General features: G+C 41.2%; 17 protein-coding genes. 8 read left to right on the top strand and 9 right to left on the bottom strand.

Annotated elements, in window-relative coordinates; translation table 11 throughout:
• The first annotated feature begins 3 nt into the window (after nt 1-3).
• Both dgoD and AACZ88_RS04090 read left to right on the top strand, forming a co-directional pair.
• Nucleotides 4-1,161, top strand: a complete 1,158-nt coding sequence (gene dgoD / locus AACZ88_RS04095; protein ID WP_339706609.1) for a galactonate dehydratase — start codon at nt 4-6, stop codon at nt 1,159-1,161.
• A 310-nt stretch (nt 1,162-1,471) separates the two neighbouring features.
• Nucleotides 1,472-2,458 (top strand): toll/interleukin-1 receptor domain-containing protein, encoded by a 987-nt coding sequence (locus AACZ88_RS04090; protein WP_339706606.1) that lies wholly within the window; start codon nt 1,472-1,474, stop codon nt 2,456-2,458.
• A gap of 280 nt (nt 2,459-2,738) precedes the next feature.
• Here AACZ88_RS04090 and AACZ88_RS04085 read toward each other — a convergent pair whose 3' ends face one another.
• From AACZ88_RS04085 to AACZ88_RS04055, 7 genes are all read right to left on the bottom strand, one after another.
• Nucleotides 2,739-3,029, bottom strand: coding sequence for an L-rhamnose mutarotase (locus AACZ88_RS04085; protein WP_339708186.1), 291 nt, complete (start codon nt 3,027-3,029; stop codon nt 2,739-2,741).
• Between the two features lie 67 nt (nt 3,030-3,096).
• Nucleotides 3,097-4,413 carry an L-fucose:H+ symporter permease gene (fucP, locus tag AACZ88_RS04080; protein WP_339706603.1) on the bottom strand — a complete coding sequence of 439 codons (1,317 nt, stop codon included), beginning with the start codon at nt 4,411-4,413 and terminating at the stop codon, nt 3,097-3,099.
• Between the two features lie 35 nt (nt 4,414-4,448).
• Nucleotides 4,449-5,240, bottom strand: a complete 792-nt coding sequence (locus AACZ88_RS04075; RefSeq protein ID WP_339706600.1) for an SDR family oxidoreductase — start codon at nt 5,238-5,240, stop codon at nt 4,449-4,451.
• A 117-nt stretch (nt 5,241-5,357) separates the two neighbouring features.
• Nucleotides 5,358-6,365, bottom strand: coding sequence for a zinc-binding alcohol dehydrogenase family protein (locus AACZ88_RS04070; RefSeq protein WP_339706597.1), 1,008 nt, complete (start codon nt 6,363-6,365; stop codon nt 5,358-5,360).
• Nucleotides 6,366-6,766: 401 nt separating this feature from the next.
• A complete protein-coding gene (locus AACZ88_RS04065) occupies nt 6,767-6,895 on the bottom strand; it encodes a hypothetical protein (RefSeq protein ID WP_339706594.1) in 129 nt (42 codons plus the stop codon).
• Between the two features lie 139 nt (nt 6,896-7,034).
• A complete protein-coding gene (locus AACZ88_RS04060; protein WP_339706591.1) occupies nt 7,035-8,390 on the bottom strand; it encodes a sugar porter family MFS transporter in 1,356 nt (451 codons plus the stop codon).
• A gap of 152 nt (nt 8,391-8,542) precedes the next feature.
• Entirely contained in the window at nt 8,543-9,781 is a 1,239-nt protein-coding gene (locus AACZ88_RS04055) for a glycosyltransferase N-terminal domain-containing protein (RefSeq protein ID WP_339706588.1), read from the bottom strand.
• Between the two features lie 91 nt (nt 9,782-9,872).
• On the opposite strand from AACZ88_RS04055, the gene AACZ88_RS04050 reads away from it, so the two are divergent.
• From AACZ88_RS04050 to AACZ88_RS04040, 3 genes are all read left to right on the top strand, one after another.
• Nucleotides 9,873-11,027: a DegT/DnrJ/EryC1/StrS family aminotransferase gene (locus AACZ88_RS04050; protein WP_339706585.1), complete on the top strand. Its 1,155-nt coding sequence runs from the start codon at nt 9,873-9,875 to the stop codon at nt 11,025-11,027.
• A 28-nt stretch (nt 11,028-11,055) separates the two neighbouring features.
• Nucleotides 11,056-12,072, top strand: a complete 1,017-nt coding sequence (gene galE, locus AACZ88_RS04045; RefSeq protein ID WP_339706582.1) for a UDP-glucose 4-epimerase GalE — start codon at nt 11,056-11,058, stop codon at nt 12,070-12,072.
• 109 nt (nt 12,073-12,181) lie between these two features.
• Complete coding sequence (locus AACZ88_RS04040) at nt 12,182-12,541, top strand: hypothetical protein (RefSeq protein WP_339706579.1); 360 nt, start codon at nt 12,182-12,184, stop codon at nt 12,539-12,541.
• A gap of 77 nt (nt 12,542-12,618) precedes the next feature.
• Here the strand turns inward: AACZ88_RS04040 and AACZ88_RS04035 are convergent, their stop codons facing one another.
• Together AACZ88_RS04035 and AACZ88_RS04030 are read right to left on the bottom strand one after the other, a co-directional pair.
• Entirely contained in the window at nt 12,619-14,085 is a 1,467-nt protein-coding gene (locus AACZ88_RS04035) for a Gfo/Idh/MocA family oxidoreductase (protein ID WP_339706577.1), read from the bottom strand.
• Nucleotides 14,086-14,229: 144 nt separating this feature from the next.
• On the bottom strand, nt 14,230-14,745 hold the full coding sequence (locus AACZ88_RS04030; protein ID WP_339706575.1) for an alpha-ketoglutarate decarboxylase: 516 nt from the start codon (nt 14,743-14,745) through the stop codon (nt 14,230-14,232).
• A gap of 155 nt (nt 14,746-14,900) precedes the next feature.
• Here AACZ88_RS04030 and AACZ88_RS04025 point away from each other — a divergent pair, with 155 nt between their 5' ends.
• From AACZ88_RS04025 to odhB, 3 genes are read left to right on the top strand one after another with little or no spacing between them, the layout of a single operon-like run.
• Entirely contained in the window at nt 14,901-17,711 is a 2,811-nt protein-coding gene (locus AACZ88_RS04025; RefSeq protein ID WP_339706572.1) for a 2-oxoglutarate dehydrogenase E1 component, read from the top strand.
• On the top strand, nt 17,708-18,700 hold the full coding sequence (locus tag AACZ88_RS04020) for a peptidoglycan DD-metalloendopeptidase family protein (protein WP_339706570.1): 993 nt from the start codon (nt 17,708-17,710) through the stop codon (nt 18,698-18,700). Before AACZ88_RS04025 ends, AACZ88_RS04020 begins: the two co-directional genes overlap by 4 nt.
• A complete protein-coding gene (odhB, locus tag AACZ88_RS04015; RefSeq protein WP_339706568.1) occupies nt 18,697-19,944 on the top strand; it encodes a 2-oxoglutarate dehydrogenase complex dihydrolipoyllysine-residue succinyltransferase in 1,248 nt (415 codons plus the stop codon). Before AACZ88_RS04020 ends, odhB begins: the two co-directional genes overlap by 4 nt.
• The last annotated feature ends 88 nt before the right edge of the window (nt 19,945-20,032 follow it).

Here is a 20,032-nt window from a genome sequence, read left to right as displayed (position 1 = left end):
ACAATGGACGACCTAAAAATTGAGAAAATTGAGCTATTTAAAGTACCACCCAGATGGTTGTTCCTTAAAATAACGACCAAAAACGGTATTGTAGGCTGGGGAGAGCCTGTTGTCGAGGGTAAGGCCGATACCGTTGCAGCTTGTGTAAAGGAATTAGAACAATATATTATCGGAAGAAATGCCAATGATATTGAGGATATTTGGCAAATCTTATACCGTGGTGGCTTTTACCGTGGGGGACCTATTCTAATGAGTGCCATATCTGGAATCGATCAGGCGCTATGGGATATTAAAGGGAAGTTCTTAAATGTTCCCGTATTCGAATTGTTGGGAGGGGCCGTACGTAATAAAATGAAAATGTACTGCTGGATCGGAGGCGATAATCCCGATGTGGTTCTAGAGCAGGCGCACGAAAAAGTAAAGGCTGGTTATCAAGCGGTGAAAATGAATGCCACAGGGGGAATGCGGTGGGTTTCTTCCTTAAAGGACATTAAAACGGTTGCACTCAACATTAAACTATTGCGGGAGGAATTTGGCTATGATTTGGACGTCGGGCTCGATTTTCATGGTAGAGTCCATAAACCGATGGTAAAAAAGTTGATCGATGAACTGGCACCCTACGAACCTATGTTTATAGAAGAGCCTGTGCTGTCGGAGAATAATGATGCTTTAAAACATATTTATCAGTACACCAATATTCCTATTGCTACGGGCGAGCGTATGTTCTCGCGATGGGATTTTAAAGAAATCTTGCATCAGGGTGTAGTTGATATCATTCAGCCAGACCTTAGTCATGCAGGAGGGATCTCGGAAGTAAGACGTATTGCAACTATGGCAGAGGCTTATGATGTAACGCTTGCCCCCCATTGCCCCTTAGGCCCCATTTCATTAGCTTCCGCACTGCATATCGATTTTGTGTCGGCAAATGCTATTATTCAAGAAAGTAGCCTTGGTATTCATTACAATCAAGGATATGATATCTTGGATTACGTACGGAACCCTGAGATTTTCAACGTCAAAGATGGGCATATTGATTTAATCCAAAAACCAGGACTCGGTGTAGAAATTAACGAAGAAAAGTTGGTGGAAGGACAGAAAATTGGCCATAATTGGGCGAATCCTATATGGCGCAACGAAGATGGAAACTTTGCAGAGTGGTAATCAGTAATTCTGTAAAATTCGTGGCTTTTATAGGTAGAGTTCAATTGTGAATTATACTGCTTTTCGAGTAAATGACACATAATTAATTGACAGTTATAGTTCAAATACGCTACTTTTAGCTATCAAATTATTTTTTTAATTTAGATTGAGCACAATAAAACTCGGTTTTTAGGCTAGGTCTTAATGTTTGGTCAACTTTTTTTTGGTCAAGACTTTACGCAATTCCCCATTTTAGTGCTCTGGCTTTATTTAGTTCTAAAAAAATAAGGTGTAAAAATGGCATGTTAAATCAGGGCATTACCTAAGAAATATGAAAATATTTGTCACATATAGTAGATCATCGCAACGGGAAGTAGCATCATTGGTTAGAGACTTGGAAGAACTAGGCCATGAGGTTTGGTTTGACAGGGATATAAGTGGAGGACAAAGTTGGTGGAACAATATTTTAAGTCAGATCAGGGATTGTGAAATTTATGTATTCGCCATAGCTAAAGATGCGATTGATTCTACCGCATGTATACGTGAATTAAAGTATGCCGAGGCATTGGGCAAGGCGCCATTACCCGTCTTGATTAAGAATGATGTGTCGCTGGCCTTGGCACCAAGATACATATCCAACGTACAGTATGCCGACTATACAAAATCTGACCAAAAGAATGCTATTATTGACTTGATCAAGTCATTGAACGGGATTAAACCGATAACTTCACTTCCCGACCCCTTACCAGAGCCTCCAGAGATACCTATATCGTATCTTGATACCCTTAAAGAGAAAGTGGATGCTCCGAAAATGAGTAGAAATGAGCAGATTAGTTTGGTAAAAACCCTGCAGTCAAAATTAGATGACCCACAGGTAGACCATGAAGACATTAGACATTTATTACAGCGCTTACGAAAACATGATGATTTACTGTTCGCCACGGCCAAAGATATAGACGCACTTTTAGAAAGAACCACAGTTTCTCAACCTAAACAAAAAATAACAAGGGATGATGTAAAAAAGCCGGGCTCAGATTTCGAATCACCACTGTCGAATACAGATAAGAAGCCTGTGCAACACAGAACAGTTGTGAGTAAAGATACCACACAACAACCGTGGAATATAGGTTTGGTAATTTTATTGGGTATAGGAACACTTTGCCTTCCCTTTATTGGGATAATTGCTGGAATAATAGCCCTGAATACAAAGGAAAATAAAACAGCAGGCGCTATTTTGCTTATCCTCGGAATAATTGTGGGTATTGTGATTTTGTTAGCCTTGATCGGTGGTGCTTATGATGACCCCTATTACTATTAATCCTAATTCCGAAAATACGGAATACATTCCAAAAGAGGTTTAACTGTTGAAAGCAACCTGGTTTGTGTTAGGTATTGAAAATTTTTTTAACCCATCCACTTTCTTTACCGCTGCTTATTTTATCATAACTGCACGAACGTTAACGTTGCTGGCGTTAAGAAGTCTTGTGTGGTTAACAGTTGAAAGTTTGGAGGAAAACAAAGAGCGGTTCACCCATAAAAATTTAAAGGCATGTCAAGTTTTAAAATAAAGCCATATAAAAGGAAAGTGCAATTGAACTTCATGTCTGTTGAAAAATTTTCTCCAAAGAAACCCATTTAACACCTTCTTCGGCCCAAGGCAGTGCTTGTTGGTATTTCCACATCAATGCTTCCCATTCTTTGACCTTCGGATTGTTGGCATCTACTTCTGCCTTTTTAACCGGGTCGAATCTCTCATCTACATCCATAATCATAAACATACGATTTCCGGTGAGATAAATTTGCAAATCAACAACACCAAGGTCTTTGGAGCTTTGGGTAATTTCAGGCCATGCATTTCCAGGGGCATGGTATTCCTTATACTCCGCTATTCATTTGAGGTCGTCTTTGAGGTCACACGCAAAACAATACATTTTGTTCGCCATGGTGCTGTTTTTATTAGTATGTATGAATTTTATGGGTTCTGTAGCCGTATGCAGCCACAACAAAAAAGCAGATAAGCGGCAAAACGAACGAAAAATTTACTTCTGGAACTCCTAAAATTTCGATATCGGCATAACCGTCTCCACCCAGATCCAAAATTGCACCTTGTAGCACAGGCATGATGGCACCACCCACAATAGCCATAACTAAAAACGCAGCGCCATACTTGGCGTCGTCACCTACCCCCTGGAGAGCGATGCCATAAATCGTTGGAAACATGAGCGACATACAAAGAGAAATACCGACCAAAGAGTAAAGACCGGTCATTCCTTGAATGAAAATCGCGCCTAGGGTAAATACTATGGCTCCAATTGAAAAGAGCATCAATAACCGTCCCGAGTCGAAATATTTCATCATATAGGTGGCTATCCAACGGCCGATCAAAAAGAGAATAAGTGCAATGTAGGCATACGTAACAGCATCTCTATTGTCGATGCCAAGTGTTTCTGCATATTGATAGATATACGTCCAACACATAATCTGTGCTCCAACATAGAACATTTGAGCGATAACACCCTCTACAAATCGCTTGTTTTTAAAAAGTCTTTTGACACCTATTCCTACGGACTCACTGCCTTCATCTTTACTTTCTGGCATTTTTACTACTGCAATGACAACAAGCATAATAAGTACAAATAGCCCGAGTATAACATACGGGTTTCTAATGACCATTAAATCGGACGTTCGTACCGCTGCTTTCGCAGATTCAGAAAGCGTGTCATACACGGCATTGCCATTGGCGTCAATATCATCTGATTGCAAGGAACCTAAAATAAAGGCCTGTGCAATAAATAATCCAGAAAGGGCTCCTATAGGGTTAAAAGCTTGTGCAAGGTTTAATCTTCGTGTCGCCGTGCGCTCATCACCCATAGCAAGAATGAACGGGTTAGCGGTGGTTTCAAGAAAAGCAAGACCAAAGGTCAGTATGTAAAGTGCGGCTAGAAAAAAGCCAAATTCAGCATATGCGGCCGCGGGATAGAACAATAAGGCCCCAATTGCATATAAGACTAAACCTGCAAGAATTCCTTTTTTATAACTATATTTTTTTATAAAGATTGCGGCAGGAAACGCCATGGTAAAATAACCACCATAAAAAGCCATTTGAACCCATGATGCCTGTGTGTTGTTTAGTTCCAATACTTTTTTGAAGGCAGAAACCATGGGGTTGGTAATGTCGTTGGCAAATCCCCACAGGGCAAATAAGGAGGTGATAAGTATAAAGGGCAATAGCACTTTTTTAGAGACTACCGGGATGTTATTTGCGTTTTCCATAGAGTTATATACTGTTGTTATTAAGTTGGTTTTGATTATTCGGTCAATAATGATCGGTCTAAATGTACATAGCCACCATCAATTGTGATGAATTGACCTGTGGTATGCGATGATTTTTCAGAAATAGCGAAAAGACAGGTATCGGCAATTTCCTGAGGAGTAGTCATTCGATTCTCCAAGGGTATTTTTTTAACGATGGATTTTAATTTTTCGGCTCCATTTTCCAAGGTTTTTATCCAATTGTCATAGGCAGGGGTCCAGCTTTCGGCAATAATTATTGCATTAGAACGAATGCCATACTTTATGAGGTCGACTGCCCATTCGCGGGTAAGACCAAGTACGCCACCTTTTCCTGCGGCATACCCTGAAGTTCCTCCCTGTCCTGTGAGGGCAACCTTTGAGCCAATGTTCAAAATGTTCCCTTTCGAGGCTATCAACAAGGGGAGTGCATGTTTTACAATTAGAAAATAGCTGACTAAGTTCAACTTTAAAGAGTTCATAAACTCCTCATAAGAGGCATCGAGCCCTACACCATCGTTAACGCCTACATTGTTGATAACTACATCAATGCGGCCATATTTATCGATGACACCATCCATGGCTATTTTTATCTGTTCGGGGTCGGTTACGTCTGTCTGAAAAAATGAAGCATCAATTCCTTTTTTTTGAAGTCCTTCCGCATAACCGAAACCACGGGAATTTCGATCTATTATTGCAGGTGTTGCGCCTTCATTTGCCAATGACTGTAAAATGGTTTCGCCAATGCTTCCTTTTATCCCGGCGGCTCCACTAATAACGACCACTTTTCCTTTTAGGCCTAAATCCATATGTATTGTAGTTTATTTATTCTATTAGCTATCCGTTCTGTCCCTATTTAGAGATAAGTGTGCCAAGTTAGGTCAGAACAATCATATTTTGTTTGCTTATCTTTTCAGCTTTGAAACTTAGAATTTAACGGTTGCTTTTATAACGCCAGTTTCGGGTTTGGTCCAACTTTCGAAATTTGCTATCATTTCTGTAAAGGGTACATTGTGTGTTACAAATGATTCGGTAGGAAATTGGTTAATAACATTGATAACATGTTCGAAATCTTCTGTTGTGGCATTTCTACTACAAATGATCGTTGTTTCTTTGGCGTGAATCGCGGGGTGGGTAAAGGTGAGTTCTCCTTTCGATAGGCCTACGAGTATATATCGCCCACCATGGGCCATGTAATCAGTGCCCCTTTCTAAGGCTCCTTTGAACCCGGTGGCATCAAAGACCGCAGTGGCCATATCGCCATTAGTTATTTCTTTTATTCGGGCTACGGGGTCGCCAGTTACATTGACGACATAGTCGGCACCGATTTCATCTTTTGCGTAGGCTAAGCGGTTATCGTTCACATCCATGGCGATAACGCTCGCCCCGGCAATCTGTGCCAGTTTTATAATGCCTATTCCAATAGGGCCGCAACCGACAACTACCACAGTCTCGTCTTTTTGTACTCTGGCGCGGCGTACGGCATGTGCCCCTATGGCCAATGGTTCAACGATGGCCATTTCGTCATCCGATAATTGGTTGGCCGGCAATAAAATGTCACTAGGAACGGTAATATGCTCTTGCATGCCCCCATCGGTATGTATGCCCAGAACTGCAATATCGGTGCAGCAATTCGTTTTTCCATTTCGGCAGGCAACACAGGTGCCACAACTGAGATAAGGCATTACCACAACATTGTCACCGGCTTTTATACCCTGCTCATTATCATCGATTTCAACAACTTCACAGGCTAATTCATGCCCCAAGATTCTAGGGTAGGTAAAAAAGGCTTGGTTGCCAGAGAAAGCATGCAGGTCGGTACCGCAAATACCTACTTTATTGACTTTTAAGAGCGCTTCTTTGGCCTTTCTTACAGGAATCTCTTTTTCTTTTATTAGAAATGTTCCTGGTTCTTCACATACAATATATTTCATTCTTCTTGTTAAAATTCAAAGTTAAAAGCGTGCCTCATTTTTGGTGCGCTCTAAATTATAAAAAAACTAACGTAACTGAACATCTTTGTAAACACTATCTAGTATTTATCTTTAGGGTCTGCTGCAATGAATTAGGTCTGGTAAAAATATGAGGGACGTAATGATTTGGCCGATAGGCGTGTGTTGATTTTAGGAAATGATTTACAAGAAGGGCAAGTTCCCGTTTTAAAGGCAAGGGTTGTGAAGTTGATGTAACCAATATTTCGACATGAATTCTTGATGGTAAAAAGCATAAAAAAGACCCTTTAAAAAATAAAGAGTCCCTGCGGATATTGTTAAAGTCAATTTCCAAATTGTGAATGTTCCCTTGGTCTTTAAAGATGACCTTGATTTTTTGCATGTTAAAGAATGCCGATACCGGCCAAAATGAGACCGATAACCACCGATAACAATATGCCTATCAAAACCACGACCATAATGGTAAGAAATCCATTTAACATTCTCGTGCCAAAAGATAGTTCATTTTCCATGATCTTATTGTTTATCCCAATTTATAAAAAAAATATGTAAACTATGTATTTCTGTTCCAGTATTTTACAGTGTAGGATGGGTTTAGTGCGTTTGTTCGGTAAATTGTCAATTAATTCGTTCAACTGAACTAGATAGCGGTTAATTCTTTGTAGGCTTTCCGCTTAACTTTTTGCTGAGTTCCTCTAACGATACACCTTTGGTCTCTGGCATAATGAAAAGCACGAAAAGCAATTGTAATACCATCATAAAGGCAAAAAAGATAAATATTGGCCAAGGATTGTCTTTGAAAATACCATTTTCGGCATCTAAGAAAATAGGTGTGACCAAGGTAATGATCGCGGCAAATACCCAATGTGTTCCTGTGCCCCATGATTGACCATAAGCCCGTACCTTATTTGGAAATATTTCTGAAATAAACACCCAGATTACAGCCCCCTGCCCGACGGCGTGAGAAGCGATAAAAATAAGTATGAAAGTGAGAAGCAAAGCGGAGCTGGCCCCTGAATAGAAGCACCAACCAACCATACTCAAGCTAATGATGTAGCCAAAAGAACCTATTTTCATAAGTTGCTTTCTGCCTAACCTATCAATTAGCCATACGCCCACAAATGTAAAAATCAGGTTCACAATACCTATCGATATCGAACTGAATAGCGATTCTTGTGCAGCCAAGCCAGCGCGTTCAAGAATTTCAGGGGCATAGTATAAAATAAAATTAATACCGGATAACTGGTTGAAAAAGGCAATTAAAAAAGCTAGTAAAAGTGGTGTTTTGTAACGGCCGGAGAAGAGTTTCTCTTTCATGTTTTGGGTCGATATGCTCTCTTTTATTTCTTGCAATTTGTTAAGTGCTTGATTTTCATTGTAAATTAATTTTAAGGTGGCAAGAGCGCCTTCATCATCTCCTTTGGAAATGGCCAGCCATCTTGGGCTGTTGGGTATGCTCAAAACCATGAGTGTGTATAGGAGTGCAGGAATGGCCTCGACACCTAACATCCATCGCCAGTCGCTGCTGCCGCCAACACCTTGTAGCAAGTAGTTTGAAATGAACGCAATTAAAATACCCAATACAAGATTGAATTGGTAAAGTGCACCCAGTTTTCCTCTGTTTTCAGGAGAGGAAATTTCAGAGATATAAATGGGGGCTGCGACAGAAGAGGCGCCAACACCTAAGCCGCCTATAAACCTGAAAAACGAAAACATATAGGGGTCGGTGGCTATGCCCGATCCAATTGCTGAAACAGCATAAAGAATACCAATCCAAAATAAAGTCTTTTTCCTTCCAAATCGATCACAAGGTATTCCGCCAAAAAGTGACCCAACTACTGTTCCCCATAGTGCCATAGACATAATGAACGTGCCGTGGAACCAAGGCGTGGTATCCCAAAGTTCTTTTATGGGTAAATTGGCACCACTGATGACAACAGTATCAAATCCGAATAAAAAACCTGAGAGTGCAGCTGTGAGCGATATTCGAAAAAGTTTTGAGTTCATTTGTTTGGGTTTACGGTTTTTGTAAAACTAACAAAAAAATGCACAGTAAAATAAAAGATTGGCAATGTCGCGCAAAACGGAGTGTTTAGGCCAATTGTACAAAATCTAAAATGTGGTCAAGAAGCAATTTTGAAATTGCTTCTATTTTCAAACTATTTTAATACGCCCTGTATATAAGACATGATTTGAATACTTGCCCCCTTGTTCTTTGCAATGTAAGCTGCATTTGTCGCACCGGTCTTTATGCGATATTCGGGATCATCGAGTAGTTTTTTTTGAAGCTCACCGAAGGTCCATTGGTCGGTTATTGTAAGAATTCCTTTTTGAGCCACCAATTCCTCAGCCTCTTTGAAGCCTTTGTATTGTGGGCCGATAATCACAGGGATGCCAAATACTGCGGGTTCCAAGGTGTTGTGTAGGCCAGTTGCAAAACCACCGCCTACATAAGCGATATCGGCATAGCTATAAATTTTGGTCAAAAGACCTATGGTGTCAACGATGAGCACATCATAATCGCCCAAGGTACGTTCGTCCATTTTGGAATAAAGCACCTTTTTCTTTGATATAGCTCCTGTCAGTCCAAGAATTTTATCTGTTTTGAGGGTGTGCGGCGCTAGTACATATTTGAAGTTTTTGGGTGAATTATTGATGTAGTCTATAAGTATGGCCTCATCTTCAGGCCAAGTGCTTCCCGCGACAAAACACAAGCGGTCTTTTTTGAACTGATCCATAAACGACAATGAATTATCGCGATTAAGAATTTCGGAAACACGATCGAGCCTTGTATCCCCACTTACCGATACATTGGTTATCTGAATTGATTTCAGCAGCTGTTGAGACTTTTCGTCTTGAACAAAAAAATGGTCGAAAACACGTAATGCATCACGCATAAAGCCACCATACCCCCTGAAATAAATTTGCCTTTCCCTGAAGATAGCCGAAATCAAAAGTGTCGGAACTAGCTTTTTTCGTAACTCCCTAAGATAGTTGGGCCAAATCTCGTATTTAACAAAAATAACAAGTTTAGGGTTAACGAGGGAGACGAACTTACGGGCATTTTTAATCGTATCCATCGGAAGGTAGGTAACCACATCTGCATCTGGTGTGTTCTTTTTCACCTCAAAGCCAGAGGGTGAAAAAAAAGTAACCAAAACTTTAAAGGACGGATAATCCTGTTTTATTTTTTTGAGTATTGGTAGGCCTTGTTCAAATTCTCCAAGGGAAGCCACATGCATCCAAATTATTTGATCGTTTTTGTTAAATGCATCCCTTAGTTTAGGGAATGTATTTTTTCTCCCATTGACGAAAAGCTTGATTTTATTGTTGAAATTGGCAATAAATATGAGCAGTCCCCACGAAATACGCACTATAAGATCGTATATAAAATACACTGTGAAATTCTTTGTGGCTAAATTACACTTCTTTCGACAATATCATTGATAGGCATTTTGTATTTTTGCCGGGGCATTCTAATTCCTAGTTATGAAGAAAATTCAAATGGTAGACCTTAATGGGCAATACCAAGGTATTCAGGAACAAGTTAATTCGGCTATTTCAGGGGTTTTGGAGAGTTCGGCATTTATCAATGGGCCTGAAGTTCATTCTTTTCAGGCAGAACTTGAAAGCTATTTAGATATTGCTCATGTCATTCCTTGTGCCAACGGTACCGATGCCCTTCAGATTGCCATGATGGGATTGGGTCTTCAGCCGGGCGATGAGGTTATTACCGCCGACTTTACTTTCGCAGCCACCGTTGAGGTCATTGCACTATTGCAATTGACACCGGTTTTGGTCGATGTAGATCCAGACACTTTTAATATTGATATAAAGGCTATTGAAAAGGCCATTACACCAAAAACCAAAGCCATTGTTCCCGTACATCTTTTTGGCCAATGTGCCGATATGGATGCCATTCTTGAACTGGCCCAAAAGCATGACCTGTATGTAATTGAAGACAATGCCCAGGCTATTGGTGCAGATTATGTTTCTAAGAATGGTACGAAACGAAAAGCGGGATCTTTAGGGCATGTAAGTGCTACATCGTTTTTTCCATCTAAAAACTTAGGATGTTATGGTGACGGAGGAGCGATTTTTACGAACGATGCCGAATTGGCCCATACGCTAAGGGGAATTGTAAATCACGGGATGTATGAACGATATCATCATGATGTGGTCGGTGTAAATTCACGATTGGATTCGATACAAGCGGCAGTTTTACGTGCCAAACTACCTAACTTAGACGCATACAACGCAGCTAGAAGAGAAGCCGCTAGAAAGTACTCCAAAGCGTTTGAGGCCCAAGAGCACATTATTGTACCAAAAACGGTATGCGAAGGCGACGAGATTTGTGAAAACTGCAATTGTCATGTTTTCCATCAATATACCCTGCGAATTACCAACGGCAAACGCGATGCTTTGGTACAACGTCTTGGGGAGGTAGGGATACCCTGTGGTGTGTATTATCCTATCCCGTTGCATAAACAAAAGGCTTACGCCGATGAGCGATATACTGAAGCCGATTTTCCTGTTACCAATCAGTTGGTGAAAGAAGTGATTTCGCTACCCATGCACACCGAATTGGACGATGAGCAAATCGCATATATTACCAGCACAGTGATTGAATTTGTTAATAAATAACCAATCCATAAAATTAAACTAGATAAAAATGAAAATACTTGTAACAGGAGGACTCGGGTTTATAGGTTCGCACACTGTTGTCGAACTTCAAAATGAAGGTTTCGAGGTGGTCATTATTGATGACTGCTCCAATTCTACCGAAAATGTATTGGAGGGCATTGTCGCCATTACAGGAAAAAAGCCCCTGTTCGAAAAGTTGGACCTAAAGGAAAAAGCGAAGGTCGAGGATTTTTTTAAAAGACATGCCGATGTTGTGGGAGTTATTCATTTTGCTGCATCAAAGGCCGTAGGGGAAAGTGTTGAAAAACCGCTTTTATACTATGAGAACAATATTGGTACGTTGGTGTATCTGCTTAAAGAACTTTCAAAAAAGAGTAAAGCCAGTTTTATTTTTAGTTCGTCTTGTACGGTTTATGGCCAGGCCGATCAAATGCCCATAACAGAGGATGCTCCGGTCAAACAGGCAGAATCGCCTTATGGCAATACCAAACAAATGGGAGAGGAGATTATTGCTGACACCTGTAAAGTAACCCCGAACCTTAATGCCATTGCACTTCGTTATTTTAACCCAATGGGAGCGCACCCTAGTACAGAAATTGGAGAATTGCCTATTGGTGTGCCACAGAATTTAATACCTTTTATAACGCAGACAGGCGCCGGACTTCGAGAACAGCTTTCGGTTTTTGGTGACGATTATCCCACAGAAGATGGTACTTGTATTCGTGACTACATATATGTGGTAGATTTGGCAAAAGCACACGTAATTGCATTGAAACGACTTTTAAATAAAAAAAATTCAGACAATTATGAGGTTTTTAATGTTGGTACGGGTAAAGGTAGCAGTGTATTGGAAGTGATTCAAAGTTTTGAAAAAGTTTCTGGCAAGAAATTGAATTATAAAATCGTGGATAGGCGGCCCGGTGATATTACGACGGCCTATGCCGATACGACCAAGGCTAATGAAGTTTTAGGTTGGAAATCGGCCTATACCCTTGATGAGGCCATGAAGTCTGCCTGGGAATGGGAGCAAAAGATTCGAAGCTAGGTTGATACATTCAACATCGAAGATTAATCGAAAGAAGGTTTCTGTATTGGGTTGTACATATAAAGGTTTTTGACATAAACCAATCGTCAGAAATTTTCGTAAATAGGGTATGGTTTTGAATTTTGCAAATAGCACCGAGCTCCTACAGAGTGCAACAAAAAATAAGTTGTATGGTAAAATGGTTGCCCAATTGCAGAAAGATTTTGGGTTGGCAAATATTCCCATGGAATTTTCATCGAATTCAGATCCTATAACATTGAAAACTATTTTGCACGAGAAGATTTACGTGCTTATTCTTGAAAAATTTAGCGACTACCTTAATCTACTTTACATTGTCGATGTCCCTGAAAAATCTTTTAAGGATATTAAGGTGACCGATGTGGTCGAAATAGCCGAGCAGGTTTCCTTTTTGATTTTAAAAAGAGAGTTGCAAAAGGTGTGGTTAAAACAAAAATACAGCGGAAGTTAGAATAGTAAAAGCCGTTGCTTGAATTACTATTCGAGCAACAGCTTTTTAAATGTTGTGTTAGGGTACCTGTCAAAAGGTTACACCTCCCAACCGGGTCTGTGCGTTCTGCCTACAAATTGATTGGCTTCCTCAAGATTTGTAATACGCATATTTTCTCCGTCCCATAATAGCTTTTTACGGGCGAAGAATTCCATTTTTCCTTTGCTGTTTTCTTTGCGTAACATAGAACTTCGAATGGCAAGGTTACCCATGAGTACGGTTTCCGTCATTGGTCCCGCATAATCGAACGAAGAGGTAAGGCCTTTGTGTTCCGGACTGTTAAAGCCAGCCTTACAGGCATCGACCCATTTGCGTTGGTGACCATATTCTGGTTCGTCATTAGGTTCCGTCTCAGGACCAAAATCGGTAGTGCCGTCGTTAAGGTATAATTTCGGCATTAATGGTGAACTGTCATTTATATTGGTAGAGATGATTCCTTTTTCCCCGATGATCATAACGCCATTTGCACTGTCGTTACCTCCAATATCATGATTTGCAGGAATAATTTCTGGGTGTGAAGGTCTAATTCCGCCATCGCTCCATGTCATTTCGATTGGCGATTTGCTTTTTTCCGTCGCTCCAAAATGTAAGGTGATAAATGAAGAAGCGGGGCATCCCTCAGGGTGGTAATCGGCATTCCACATATCTGTGTAAACGGCGCCTACACTGCATTCTGCGTCAGTGGGGTATTTTAAGCCCAACGTACGGAAAGGTATGTCGATCAGGTGACAGCCTACATCGCCAAGTGCTCCGGTACCATAATCCCACCAACCCCTCCAGCTAAATGGGTGTAAATTGGGTGTGTACGGTTTTTGTTCCGCGGGCCCTAGCCATAGATTCCAGTCTAAATCTTTTGGTTTTTGGCTCGGGTCTGGTTTTGGCATTGCGCCACCTTGAGGCCAAACAGGGCGATTGGTCCAGACTTGTACTTTTGAGATTTGACCAAGGGCATCTGAATCTATCCAGCCTTGAACCATGTTCAATAATGGGTTGGAGCCTCCCTGATTACCCATCTGGCTTACAATTTTATTGCTACGTGCCATTTCGGTAAGCATGCGTGCTTCTTTAATGTTGTGGGTCATCGGCTTTTGAACGTATACATGCTTGCCGCGCTGCATGGCGTAGGAAGCCGCAGGGCCATGTACGTGGTCGGGAGTCGAAATTGTTACGGCATCAATGTTTTTTTCTTTATCCAACATCTCCCTGTAATCACTATATAATTTTGCTTTTGGAAAGCGCTCGACCGAACGCTTGGCAGAGCCGGAAAAGTCTACGTCGCAAAGTGCAGTGACCCGTTCGCGTCCATTGACCGATGCATTGGCGATGTCACTTGCACCTTTTCCTCCAGCACCGATGGCCGCCAAATTCAGTTGATCACTTGGTGCAATATATCCCAACCCACCAAGAACATGTCTGGGTACAATAAAAATGGAGGAGGCTACGGCGCCCGTTTTGATAAATGACCTGCGAGATGTGGTCGATTTTTTTGATTTCTCGTCTTTCATGATAGTGAAATGTTTAAGTTGTTGAACAAATTTTTTAAAAATAGTAAAATAAATAGAAAGCAAGGGTTAATATTCTATCACCTTTTGAGTGATATTGATAGTGCGCCGTGCGCTTGGCTCAATTCATTTTTTGAGGCTGTTTAATCAAAAATATACCCGTACAAAGGGCATCCATGCATTGGCGTAAATGCTTTTTGTGCCGTCATACAATACATCATAGCGAATACCAAAGGTAACGTTGCTATTGCTGTATCCGATCCCGAAAAATAAAGCAGGGGACCAATAATTGTTCTCAAGGGTACCGGTGCCCGTATCGAATGTTCTGTTGATACGTAGTTGTTCAAATTCTGCCGAAAATTGTAGGTAGGGTAGTGGGTTGTATAGTGAAAGTACACTTCCTCCGTAGGCCAGCAGTTTATCATCATTAAATTTGGCGTAGTTGAGGTTGAGGCTTAGGCCCGTTGCAAATTTTTCGTTAAATTCGTAAATGGCGCTTGGTGAAACCGAACCGTTAAAGCCGCCATTGGTAAAACCCAGACCGATACCTCCGCCGAAACGAACATTGTCCCAAAAGTCATTTCTTCCGTTGAGGTTTTGCGATGAGCAAATGAGTGTTGCCAATAAAAAAATAAAGCTTAAAAAAATCTTTTTGTGATACATAGGCTGTTTTTTAATCAAAATCTTTGATTTTTCCCATTATTGCTTACTAAGTTACATCCAGAAATGGTAAATGTTGTATTTTTGTTTTCATTTTTATCAAATAGGCCCGCGTTTATGTTTTTGATAAACAAGTGCTACAGCTATTAAAGTAGTCTATGGACAAATATTCTTTTTTAAATACCGCACATACTTCTTTTTTTGCGGAGTTATACGATAAATACCTCAAAAACCCCGATAGTGTTGAGCCTAGTTGGCGTGCTTTTTTCCAAGGATTTGACTTTGGTATGGAAAGCTCATTGGATGAATTGGATCTTTCTTCCCAAAACGGAATGGTAACGATAGCCAATGGAGACCAAGTTGAAATGCCGCAGTCCCTGCAAAAAGAATTTCAGGTTATTCGGTTGATCGACGGGTATCGAAGTCGGGGGCATTTGTTTACAAAAACCAATCCGGTTCGTGATAGAAGGAAGTATGTTCCCACACTGGATCTTGAGAATTTCGGACTCTCCGATGCTGATTTGGATACCGTTTTCAATGCTGGTGAAATTATCGGTATAGGGTCGAACAACCTACGTGAGATTATAAAGCACCTTCAAAGTATTTATTGTGACGCTATTGGCGTAGAGTATATGTATATTCGAACCCCTGAGCGTATCGCATGGATACAAAATTGGTTGAACGTAAACGACAATCATCCGAAGTATGATGCAGATCGAAAAAAATATATATTAAAAAAATTAAACCAGGCCGTTTCTTTTGAGGGCTTCTTGCATACCAAATATGTTGGGCAAAAACGTTTTTCCCTAGAGGGTAACGAGTCTCTGATTCCCGCTTTGGATGTGGTAGTCGAACGTGCGGCCGAAATGGGTGTTGAGCAATTTGTAATGGGTATGGCCCATAGGGGTCGACTCAACGTATTGACCAATATTTTCGGAAAGGCGGCAAAGGATATTTTCAGTGAGTTTGACGGCAAAGATTATGAGCAGGAGATTTTTGATGGTGATGTAAAGTACCATTTAGGCTGGACTTCAGAGCGAAAGACCAATAATGGCAACAAAATCAAAATGAATATTGCTCCAAACCCCTCCCATTTGGAAACTGTTGGTGCCGTAGTTGAAGGTATAGCAAGAGCGAAGCAAGATGCACATTTTCCCGATGATTTTTCTAAGGTATTGCCAATTATAGTTCATGGTGATGCTGCGATTGCCGGACAGGGCTTGGTGTACGAGGTGATTCAAATGGCCAATTTAGATGGCTATAAAACCAATGGAACGATACATTTGGTGGTCAATAATCAAATTGGCTTTACGACCAATTATTTAGATGCGCGAACTTCTACCTATTGTACCGATGTGGGCAAGGTGACCCTGAGCCCCGTACTTCATGTCAATGCCGATGATGTTGAAGCAGTAGTACATGCTTCGCTATTTGCGTTGGAATATCGTATGCGGTTCAACCGTGATGTCTTTCTTGATTTATTGGGATATAGAAAATACGGGCACAATGAAGGTGATGAGCCCCGGTTTACCCAGCCAAAATTATACAAGGCCATTGCCAAACATAAAAACCCAAGGGATATCTATGCCGAGCGTTTGCTGGCAGAGGGGGTAATTGAAGAGGGTTATGTAAAGCATTTGGAAGAAGAATATAAAGCCTCTTTAGAGGAAGAGTTGGAAGATTCCCGAAAGGAAGATAAGACGGAAATCACTCCTTTTATGGCCGATGAATGGAGCGGATTTGAAAATGTAAGGGAATGGGAAATGATGGATCCTGTCGATACCACTTACGATAAGAAAAAGTTGGCGACCATTGCCAAGGTGATTACCGAACTTCCACAAGATAAAAAGTTCTTAAGAAAGGTTGAGAAATTAGTTGGTGACCGTAAAAAGATGTTCTTCGAGACCGATAAATTAGATTGGGCCATGGGTGAACTGTTGGCTTACGGCACTTTATTGGAAGAAGGTTTCGGAGTGCGTATGTCAGGTCAAGATGTTGAAAGAGGTACTTTTTCACATCGACATGCCGTGATGAAGGTCGAAGAGAGTGAAGAAGAAATTTTGCTTTTGAACAGAATCTCTGATAAACAGGGGCATTTTCAAATTTACAATTCATTATTGTCAGAATACGGCGTAGTGGGGTTTGATTATGGCTACGCCATGGCGAGTCCGAATACGTTGACCATATGGGAGGCACAATTTGGTGACTTTAGTAATGGTGCCCAGATAATGATCGATCAGTACATTTCTGCGGCCGAGGATAAATGGAAGCTTCAAAATGGTTTGGTCATGTTGTTGCCACACGGTTATGAAGGGCAAGGTGCGGAGCATTCTTCCGCCCGAATGGAACGCTATTTACAATTGTGTGCGAGAGACAATATGTACGTTGCAGATGTGTCGACCCCAGCGCAAATGTTTCACATCTTGCGAAGACAAATGAAGGTGAATTTTAGAAAGCCGTTGATTATATTCACACCCAAGAGTCTTTTACGGCATCCAAAGGCTGTTTCGACGGTCGATGAGTTGGCTTCAGGAAAGTTTCAAGAGGTTATCGATGATAGTTCTGCCGATATCAAAAAAGTGAAATCGGTAGTTTTTTGTACCGGTAAGTTCTATTACGACTTATTGGCGGTTCAAGAGGACCAGAAGCGTGACGATGTGGCCTTGGTCAGGGTTGAACAATTGTTTCCTTTGCCGTCCGATCAGATGAGCGCGGTAATCGAAAAATATACAAATGCCGATGATGTGGTATGGGCACAAGAAGAGCCGCGCAATATGGGGGCTTGGAGCCACTTAATGATGCATTTCAAAGATGCGGGCAAATTTAGGGTGGCTTCACGAAGGTTCTATGCGTCACCGGCTGCTGGTAGTGCAGTGCGATCGAAGCGACGTCATCAACAAGTTATCGACTATGTTTTCGATAAAACAAAGGATAATATGACACGGCCAAAAAGTAGTGACGAACAATGATTAAGTTTTTTTTCATAGTATTATGTTCTTCGATATGGTCTGTCTTTTCTCAAGATGAACAGGCAAATTACGCAGGGGTGGCCGCCGAATTCAGGTCACTCTATAACGGAGGTAACTATGATGGTATTTTTGATTTGTTCGATGTAAATATGAAAAAAGCCCTCCCAAGGCAAAAAACTATTCGCTTTTTTACCGAAAACGTGAATGGTATTATGGGAGGAATCAAGAACATGCAATTTTATGGTTTAAAACAAGGTGCGCACATCTACAGAACCGGTTTTGATCGGGCAGTTGCCGATGTGTTGATTTCGTTAGATGCTAAAAATAATATTAATGGGCTTTATATCTCGCCTCCAAAATCCTTGGATGTTCCAATTTTGGAGCGAAATAGTACCCAGATGATATTGCCTTTTAATGAAGAATGGTTTGTTTTTTGGGGAGGTACGACCGTAGAACAAAATTATCACCTAACCGAAGTAAGCCAGCAATACGCTTACGACCTCATGATGGTCGAAGATGGTGCTTCATTTTCAGGAGACGCCATGCGCAATGAAAGCTATTTTGTCTTTGGAAAGGAAATTATCGCACCTTGCGATGCCAGAGTGGCAAAAGTTGTCAGTGGGATTCCGGATAATGTGCCAGGTGAGACGAACTCTAGGCAATTGACAGGAAATACGGTGGTTTTGGAAACATTGAATAACGAATATGTGCTTTTGGCGCATTTGAAAGACAGGTCAATTGTGGTTCGTGAAGGGCAATTTGTAAAACAGGGTGAATTACTGGGGCTATGTGGCAATTCGGGAAATTCAACGGAACCGCATTTACATTTAAGTCTGCAGAATGCTCCAGATATGGAGGCTTCAACAGGAGCAAAATTATATTTTGACTCCATTGTGGTCAATGGAGAAGATAAAGAAGATTACCTTCCTGTTAAGGAAGATTTTATTAAAAATAATGAGAAGATAACACAGCAAATAATAAGCGAATGATTTTAGAAATGAAAGTTCCCTCTCCGGGAGAGTCGATAACAGAGGTAGAGATTGCAGAATGGTTGGTGCAAGATGGGGATTATGTTGAAAAAGATCAGGCCATAGCCGAAGTCGATTCCGATAAGGCGACCTTGGAATTACCTGCTGAAGAAAGTGGTACCATAACCCTAAAGGCGGAAGAAGGTGATGCCGTAGCCGTTGGAGCTGTTGTGTGCTTGATCGACACAAGTGCGAAAAAGCCTGATGCTACAGGTGATGAGGGTTCTGGGGATGCTGCCGAAAAAGATTTGGCGAAAGATAAAGCAACGGAAGAAAAAAAGAGCGAAAGCGAAAAAGCGCCACAGCCTCCACAAGCAAAAGAAACGTATGCTTCGGGGACTGCTTCTCCCGCAGCTAAAAAAATATTGACTGAAAAGGGAATCGATGCAGCGGCCGTGAAAGGTTCTGGAAAGGATGGTCGCATCACCAAAGACGATGCCGTAAATGCGGTTCCTTCGATGGGTACGCCTACCGGGGGGAACAGGGGAGAAACACGCTCGAAACTTTCCATGCTGCGACGTAAAGTTGCTGAACGTCTGGTTTCCGCCAAGAACGAAACTGCGATGCTGACCACTTTCAACGAGGTCGATATGTCGCCTATCTTTGAACTGAGAAAGCAATACAAAGAGGCGTTTAAAGAAAAGCATGGCGTAAGTCTAGGCTTTATGTCATTTTTTACTAAGGCTGTGGTTAGGGCCCTGGATCTGTATCCTTCGGTCAATTCAATGATTGATGGTAAAGAAATGATTTCTTATGACTTCTGTGATATCAGTATTGCGGTTTCTGGCCCTAAAGGGCTGATGGTGCCTGTGATTAGAAACGCCGAAAACCTAACTTTTAGAGGAGTAGAGGCTGAGGTGAAACGCTTGGCTATACGTGCCAGGGAAGGTGAAATTACAGTAGATGAAATGACTGGTGGCACATTTACCATAACCAATGGTGGAGTGTTCGGTTCAATGTTGTCGACACCGATAATCAATCCGCCACAAAGTGCTATTCTTGGAATGCATAATATTGTGGAACGCCCCATTGCCAAAAACGGAGCTATCGCTATAGCGCCCATCATGTATGTAGCACTTTCATATGACCATAGAATTATTGATGGCAAAGAATCCGTTGGCTTTTTGGTCGCCATTAAGGAGGCACTGGAAAGTCCGGAAGAATTGTTGATGGACAATAATGTGAAAAGAGCGTTGGAAATGTAAACGATACGACCTGTCAGGTGTTAAATCTGACAGGTTTTAATTTAGTGTTGTAGGTATTCGCAATTTGAAAATTTTCGTAATTAGCTAT

Source organism: uncultured Kriegella sp., assembly GCF_963975415.1.
Lineage (GTDB): Bacteria > Bacteroidota > Bacteroidia > Flavobacteriales > Flavobacteriaceae > Kriegella.
Note: the sequence above shows the minus strand (reverse complement) of the source record. Positions and strands in the feature narration are given on the sequence as shown.

Excerpts from the sequence above, each read along its gene's own strand:
- dgoD (WP_339706609.1), top strand. The coding sequence starts at position 4 with ATGGACGACCTAAAAATTGAGAAAATTGAGCTATTTAAAGTACCACCC.
- AACZ88_RS04090 (WP_339706606.1), top strand. The coding sequence starts at position 1,472 with ATGAAAATATTTGTCACATATAGTAGATCATCGCAACGGGAAGTAGCA.
- fucP (WP_339706603.1), bottom strand. The coding sequence starts at position 4,413 with ATGGAAAACGCAAATAACATCCCGGTAGTCTCTAAAAAAGTGCTATTG.
- AACZ88_RS04075 (WP_339706600.1), bottom strand. The coding sequence starts at position 5,240 with ATGGATTTAGGCCTAAAAGGAAAAGTGGTCGTTATTAGTGGAGCCGCC.
- AACZ88_RS04070 (WP_339706597.1), bottom strand. The coding sequence starts at position 6,365 with ATGAAATATATTGTATGTGAAGAACCAGGAACATTTCTAATAAAAGAA.
- AACZ88_RS04065 (WP_339706594.1), bottom strand. The coding sequence starts at position 6,895 with ATGGAAAATGAACTATCTTTTGGCACGAGAATGTTAAATGGATTTCTT.
- AACZ88_RS04060 (WP_339706591.1), bottom strand. The coding sequence starts at position 8,390 with ATGAACTCAAAACTTTTTCGAATATCGCTCACAGCTGCACTCTCAGGT.
- AACZ88_RS04050 (WP_339706585.1), top strand. The coding sequence starts at position 9,873 with ATGAAGAAAATTCAAATGGTAGACCTTAATGGGCAATACCAAGGTATT.
- galE (WP_339706582.1), top strand. The coding sequence starts at position 11,056 with ATGAAAATACTTGTAACAGGAGGACTCGGGTTTATAGGTTCGCACACT.
- AACZ88_RS04040 (WP_339706579.1), top strand. The coding sequence starts at position 12,182 with ATGGTTTTGAATTTTGCAAATAGCACCGAGCTCCTACAGAGTGCAACA.
- AACZ88_RS04035 (WP_339706577.1), bottom strand. The coding sequence starts at position 14,085 with ATGAAAGACGAGAAATCAAAAAAATCGACCACATCTCGCAGGTCATTT.
- AACZ88_RS04030 (WP_339706575.1), bottom strand. The coding sequence starts at position 14,745 with ATGTATCACAAAAAGATTTTTTTAAGCTTTATTTTTTTATTGGCAACA.
- AACZ88_RS04025 (WP_339706572.1), top strand. The coding sequence starts at position 14,901 with ATGGACAAATATTCTTTTTTAAATACCGCACATACTTCTTTTTTTGCG.
- AACZ88_RS04020 (WP_339706570.1), top strand. The coding sequence starts at position 17,708 with ATGATTAAGTTTTTTTTCATAGTATTATGTTCTTCGATATGGTCTGTC.
- odhB (WP_339706568.1), top strand. The coding sequence starts at position 18,697 with ATGATTTTAGAAATGAAAGTTCCCTCTCCGGGAGAGTCGATAACAGAG.